The sequence below is a fragment of the Pseudomonas sp. PDM03 genome, from assembly GCF_014852385.1.
Classification (GTDB): Bacteria; Pseudomonadota; Gammaproteobacteria; order Pseudomonadales; family Pseudomonadaceae; genus Aquipseudomonas; species Aquipseudomonas migulae.
The window spans coordinates 1-5,971 of record NZ_JACVBM010000039.1; the positions used below are offsets into that span (position 1 = coordinate 1).

Annotated in this window: 5 protein-coding genes; 3 read left to right on the plus strand and 2 right to left on the minus strand. The window is 53.9% G+C overall.

Translation table 11 applies throughout. The features are described 5' to 3' along the window. Positions 1-303: 303 nt before the first annotated feature. Positions 304-2,241, plus strand: a complete 1,938-nt coding sequence (locus IB254_RS29255) for a potassium transporter Kup (RefSeq protein WP_412548235.1) — start codon at positions 304-306, stop codon at positions 2,239-2,241. Positions 2,242-2,408: 167 nt separating this feature from the next. Here the strand turns inward: IB254_RS29255 and IB254_RS29260 are convergent, their stop codons facing one another. Then, complete coding sequence (locus tag IB254_RS29260) at positions 2,409-2,933, minus strand: DUF2846 domain-containing protein (protein WP_192420928.1); 525 nt, start codon at positions 2,931-2,933, stop codon at positions 2,409-2,411. A gap of 308 nt (positions 2,934-3,241) precedes the next feature. On the opposite strand from IB254_RS29260, the gene IB254_RS29265 reads away from it, so the two are divergent. Next, positions 3,242-3,556 (plus strand): HNH endonuclease, encoded by a 315-nt coding sequence (locus IB254_RS29265; RefSeq protein ID WP_192420930.1) that lies wholly within the window; start codon positions 3,242-3,244, stop codon positions 3,554-3,556. A gap of 207 nt (positions 3,557-3,763) precedes the next feature. Continuing rightward, positions 3,764-4,645 (plus strand): hypothetical protein, encoded by an 882-nt coding sequence (locus IB254_RS29270; protein WP_192420932.1) that lies wholly within the window; start codon positions 3,764-3,766, stop codon positions 4,643-4,645. A 262-nt stretch (positions 4,646-4,907) separates the two neighbouring features. On the opposite strand, the gene IB254_RS29275 is transcribed toward IB254_RS29270, so the two are convergent. After that, positions 4,908-5,486: a hypothetical protein gene (locus IB254_RS29275; RefSeq protein WP_225602546.1), complete on the minus strand. Its 579-nt coding sequence runs from the start codon at positions 5,484-5,486 to the stop codon at positions 4,908-4,910. Between the last annotated feature and the right edge of the window lie 485 nt (positions 5,487-5,971).

Sequence of the window (5,971 nt, forward strand, 5' to 3'; positions counted from 1 at the left end):
TTGAACGAGTAAAACAGTCGCTCCTGCCCACTCGATAACTGTCCCATCATGCTGCGTGCTTCCCTGCTGGCCAATGCAGATATTTTGCCGCAGGCCAGATAGGGGAGCTACTTTTTCAACAGAATCGACCTTTAGCGGTTTTTCAGGAAAAGAAAAATAAGCGTTTCGAGCATCTGCCGTAAATTTTTTACGCTTTCTTTACGGCTACTGTTTGCCCCCTAAAAGATACTGGCCGCGACTTTCTAGATCGTCCATGCACCTTGAGGCTTCAGTGGCCTGGACATCGTTTTGCCCAAGGATGGCATGCACTTCCTCCCCGTAATTCGAGAGAAACGACCCTTGAGTGAAACAGCAATCGGAGCACATGAGAACCCGCAATCCAAAACGACAGGGGTGAGCTTGCTCGTTGCCGCTGTCGGAGTGGTTTACGGGGACATTGGCACCAGCCCCCTCTACACGCTGAAAGAAGTGTTTTCTGGCCATTACGGAGTTCAGGCCAACCACGACGGCGTGCTGGGTATTCTGTCGTTGGTCTTCTGGTCACTGATTTGGGTCGTCTCGATCAAATACGTGTTGTTCATCCTGCGTGCCAACAATCAGGGTGAAGGCGGCATCATGGCGTTGACGGCTTTAGCCCGCCGCGCGGCCGCTCCTTATCCGTACATGAGTAAAATACTCGTATTGCTTGGCCTTTTCGGTGCGGCACTTTTTTACGGGGACAGCATGATCACCCCGGCCATTTCGGTGCTCTCTGCAGTTGAAGGGCTACAGTTGGCGTTTGATGGAATTGAACACTGGGTCGTGCCTTTGTCAGTGATCGTGCTGGTGGCGCTGTTCCTGATACAGAAACACGGCACGGCTCGCATCGGAATTCTGTTCGGCCCAGTGATGGTGCTGTGGTTTGTCGTGCTGGGTGCGCTGGGGATCTATGGCATTCTCCAGCGACCGGAAGTGCTGCATGCGCTCAATCCATACTGGGGAGCGCATTTTTTTATCGCTCATCCGGGAATCGGTGTGGCCATCCTTGGGGCAGTGGTACTCGCGTTGACGGGCGCCGAAGCACTGTATGCAGACATGGGGCACTTCGGTCGCAAACCCATTGCCCGCGCTTGGTTTATTTTGGTATTGCCAGGACTTGTACTCAATTATTTTGGCCAAGGTGCCTTGATCCTGGAAAACCCTGAGGCGGTGCGCAATCCATTTTATTTGCTCGCACCAGGCTGGGCATTGCTGCCGATGGTCGCACTCTCCACACTGGCGACCATCATCGCTTCTCAGGCCGTGATCTCCGGAGCATTTTCCCTGACTCGCCAGGCCATCCAGCTTGGGTATGTCCCTCGCATGTTTATCCAGCATACCTCCAGCCAGGAGCAGGGACAGATTTACATCGGTACCGTTAACTGGGCGTTGATGGTCGGTGTTGTGCTGCTGGTAATTGGTTTCGAGTCGTCCAGTGCATTGGCTGCTGCTTATGGGGTTGCGGTGACGGGAACCATGCTGATCACCACCATCCTGTCCTCGGCCGTCGTCCTGCTGCTATGGAAAACCCCGCGCTGGTTTGCCATTCCGATGCTGCTCGGCTTTCTCCTGGTAGACAGCCTGTACTTCGCGGCTAATGCACCGAAGATCTTCCAGGGCGGTGCGTTCCCGGTGATCGCTGGTATTGGCCTGTTCATTTTGATGACCACCTGGAAGCGGGGTCGCAAGATCATAGTTGAACGGCTGGACGAAACTGCACTTCCTCTACCGCTTTTCATCAGTAGCATCCGTACGCAGCCTCCCCATCGCGTACAAGGCACGGCGGTATTTCTGACAGCCAGGTCCGAAGCCGTTCCGCATGCGCTGCTGCACAACCTGCTGCATAACCAGGTTTTGCATGAGCAAGTGGTATTGCTCACTGTGGTGTCTGAAGACAGTCCTCGTGTGAGTGCTGATCGACGGTTTGAGGTTGAGGCTTATGGCGAAGGGTTCTTCCGGGTCAGTCTGCACTTTGGCTTTATCGAGGAGCCCGATGTCCCCTTGGCGTTGAGTCAATGTCACTTGACTGAGCTGGACTTCAGTCCGATGCGCACGACTTATTTCCTCAGCCGGGAAACGGTGATCCCGACCAAGCGCATCGGTATGGCCCGTTGGCGAGAAAGCCTGTTCGCCTTTTTGCTCAAGAACGCCAACAGCAACCTTAAGTACTTCAAGTTGCCGTTGAATCGAGTAATAGAGTTGGGTACACAGGTTGAGATGTAAGGAATAAGCAAGGTTGCACTGGCGGCCTTGTTTGTACCCGGATCAAGAGGTGTGAAGACCACCCTGATCAGCGTCTGATTCAACAGTTGACCCCAGCCACCATGAATGTCAGCTACTGGCCGGTTGCTGCCTGTTAGCACAGGCAGAAATCGGCCAGTAGCTGTCCTTTACTGCAACTTTTCACTAGGCACACGCCGAGTGGTTTTGAGCATTTTCTCCGCATCGTTTTGGGGAACATTGGCCCAGCGGAAATAGAACTTCTCGAGCTGGAATGAACCATCCTTAACCTCAGTGACAGCCCAGTTGTCTCGATAGGGAACCGTGCTGGTTTGATTGGCGATGAAGTAGGTTTTGCCCTTCTCGACAGTAATTGTGAAGCTGCCATCACCCAGATCGCCAGCTAGAAAGTTTTGCCGTTTGGCTTGTACTGCATGCGTGCCAGGCAGCAGCGTGACCGTGAAGAAACCACCGGAAGGGAGCATCCCAACGTGCAGACCATCCACTTCAATATTTTCAGCCACCCCAGCCCCGACTGTATTCGGTTGCCGCAGGAAATAGACCGTTGCGCTGTTTGCGCTGACCTCGGCCGGTGCCTGGTAGAACGGTTGCCCTTCTAAGGACGGGGCGCTGGCGCAGCCCTGAAGCAGCGCGGTAGCAGCGATAAGCGCAGCGAAAAAAAAGGTGCGTGGCATAGCGGGTTTCCTATCTGGTTTTTCGGCAGTATGCGAAGGGGCAAACGGAAGCGAGCCGCGTTTTGGATGGGAGGCGGTCCAGTTCTTGGGCGGACGCGTTGCGCCGGCGAAGTATGCCATCGCTCCCATACGTAACCAAATTGCGCTAGGCGTTTTCCCTACTCTCAAGAGGCAGCTATTGGCCGCTTTGAGCCTGTCGCATTAGCCTGAAATCGGCTAAAACCCGCCTGATTTACACAAAAATTAGCACACCCTCCTTTCAGGTCAGCGGCTAGTCTGGAAGCATTCCAACTGTCTGAGGCATCCAAGTGGCAAGCAACTGGAACATCCCAGCCTGGCTTGAGAAGGAAGTCAGGGCCAAGGATACAAAATGCGTGTACCGCGGCACTGACTTCTTGTCCCCGAAGGAATCAGCCAAGCTCTCCCCGAGCTGCGAACACATCATCAACGACGCGTCGATCATCACCATAGAAACCATTGCTCTCTGTTGCCGTGGCTGCAACGTCAGCAAAGGGCAGAAGTCAGTATCGGCCTGGCTTGGCTCGAAATACTGTCAGGAGCGCGGTATCACTAAGGCGACGGTTGCGCCGATTATTCAGCAGGCCTTCTCGATGGGGCAGTAACACAGTTGCATCTTCGTCGGGTAGGACATAACCTGAAAGCAGGTTCCGGAAGCCCCTGCCCTTCCCCAGCGCAACTTGCGCTACGGTGAATGCCTTCCTTTCTCCGCGTCAGCGGATCGCGTCAAACCATACATTGGGTCAATCCTACGATCTTTGAATCGTCTGGAACGGGGGAGCAGATGCAAACCAGATCTAAGGAAGCCCCGTATGTCCCTATCTCGCAAGCAAGTCCTTGAACTAGCCAAAATCCTGCATTCAACGACCAAAGCCCTTGGTCAAAGCAGCAAGCTATCTGCACATCAAGAAAAACTCAGCCATTTGCTGGGCTACCGTCAATGGAATGCGGCAAGTGCTGGCCTTCCAGAAACGATCCCTGAGGAAACTGCGGCAGCGCTCGCCTTGGTGGAGATTCCTGGGCAAACACCAATGACGTTTCTGGCACATGGGCGTGCCGCGCCTTGGAATATGCCATTGGTGGTTCGTGATTACCTGATCGCCCAATCCTTGAGCCCCGATGGGTTTGGAGTAACCAGCTACACCAGGCCTGACCCTGTGGTGGCTCAGAAGCCTAGATTCCTCACCATTGGCTTTAGCAGCGCTGTCGGCGAGTACACCGAGCACAGAGAGCCGCTTGACCCCAATGACATCAGTTACTGCCATCAGAACCACACCCCTATCGTGGTGACCTTCGCTGATCAGGCAGGAAAGTTTTCCTTCAAGCTGACCCTCTGGCTTGTCACTTTCTACGCCCTGAGTAATTCACCGATTTACTTCAACGGTGCCTCGCACAAGCCTATGTACAACAACATTGTTGAGACGATTACTGGGGTAGAGCCCGTCAATCGCAAGGGCTATTGCTTGGTTGATAGTGATGATGCGCGAAATCCACATGCCCTTATGAAGGGCGATGAGCAGGGTAGCGAGATTGAGCACATCAGAAACCTCCCGTCCCTACCCGAGAGTGAGCTTTGGGCCGAACTCAAGGCCTACAATGACCAACTGAACCTATCCCTCACGGACGCGGCAGAGATAACTCAGACTACGGTGTACAAGTACGCCGAGTATGCTGGAGGAGAAACCTTCGACTGAGGGTGATAGAAGTGAAAAGCCGCCTCCGGGGGCGGTTTTTTTGTGTCCTGCGGAAAGTCAGACCAGGCGGGTGAGCCCGTCGAATATGGCCACAGTCATGCCCCGGTTAGAGGGTGTCCGATTTTTTGTGTACTCAGTTCATGTAAACACTGCCGTTGCTCACAGCTCTGCCGTTAGCCACTGGCTGCTTTTGGCCGTTTTCTGCCTGTCGCGAAGGGCAGTTACCGACCCAAAGCTGCCTGTTAATACGCCAATCAGGTGCTCACAAACGCGAAGCAAATTCTTGAAACCGGTCAAAAAGTCGGAACCCGACATAATCAGACCTACGCTGGTACAGCCACCGATAATAGCAATCCCAGTAGCTAATCATGCGGTCTCGTGTGGCCTGAAAATACTTTGGATTGTCCCGAATGAAGGTGCCGTAAAGCATAGGGTCAAGCATTCGGAACTGGGCCTCACAAGCGTCGAGAATCTCGATTACATACTCGCCAGTCAGCTGAAAAACAAATGGAACAACCCAAGGTTCGGAGACCGGGAGGACACGTTCAAGTTGACGCTGGCGCACATGGCCATCGTGGTGCCGGGTTAAAAGGCACGAGTACATTATGCTTTGCGTTCCATTCAGTGCCTTACCAGACAGTTCGTTGCCTTCGTGGTGAATTCGGTAAGGAATGACCAAGTGATCTTCACCTACTTTGACCTCTATGCCCTGATGGGTAGCAAAGCTGGTATTGCCCATAACCAAGCCCACGCCATCTGTCTGCAATTTCAGAGGGGGCGGGAAGGCGCTAGCGATTGATCCCATAGTGGCTGAAGTCTGAAACGCGACATTGCTTTCCATGGCGCGGGATCCTTTTCGAATAATTTAGCTTCGTCGACAAACACCTCAGCAGGATAACGACCAAGGCAGCGTTCGTCTGCTTTTGGCCGATAACAGTCGCCCACGAAAGGGGCATAACGCTCCCAGGACGCTATAAAAATTCCTACACAAACCTCGGAACTCCTCACCTTGCCCGCCGTTCCGATGAAGCTTATAGTCCGCCCCGTCGCCCAAAATGGCGATTCGGGTTTGGCGACATGCGAGGGCTCTACGCTTTGTTGCAGGGGGCGTCGCACCCGCAAAGCCGCTGTAATGGCGGCTGTGCGCGGGAGACTTTCGGGTCTGCCGGTGTTCTCTGTGCCGGTTCGCCAACCTGCGCACAGCTGCCACCCTAATGAGATGGTCAGCCCAGTACGGGAACCCCGCTAAATCTAAACTTACCGGGGTTCTCACTTACTTGAGGAGACCTCTCATGGACATCCTGGACTTGCTCGGCCTGGATATTG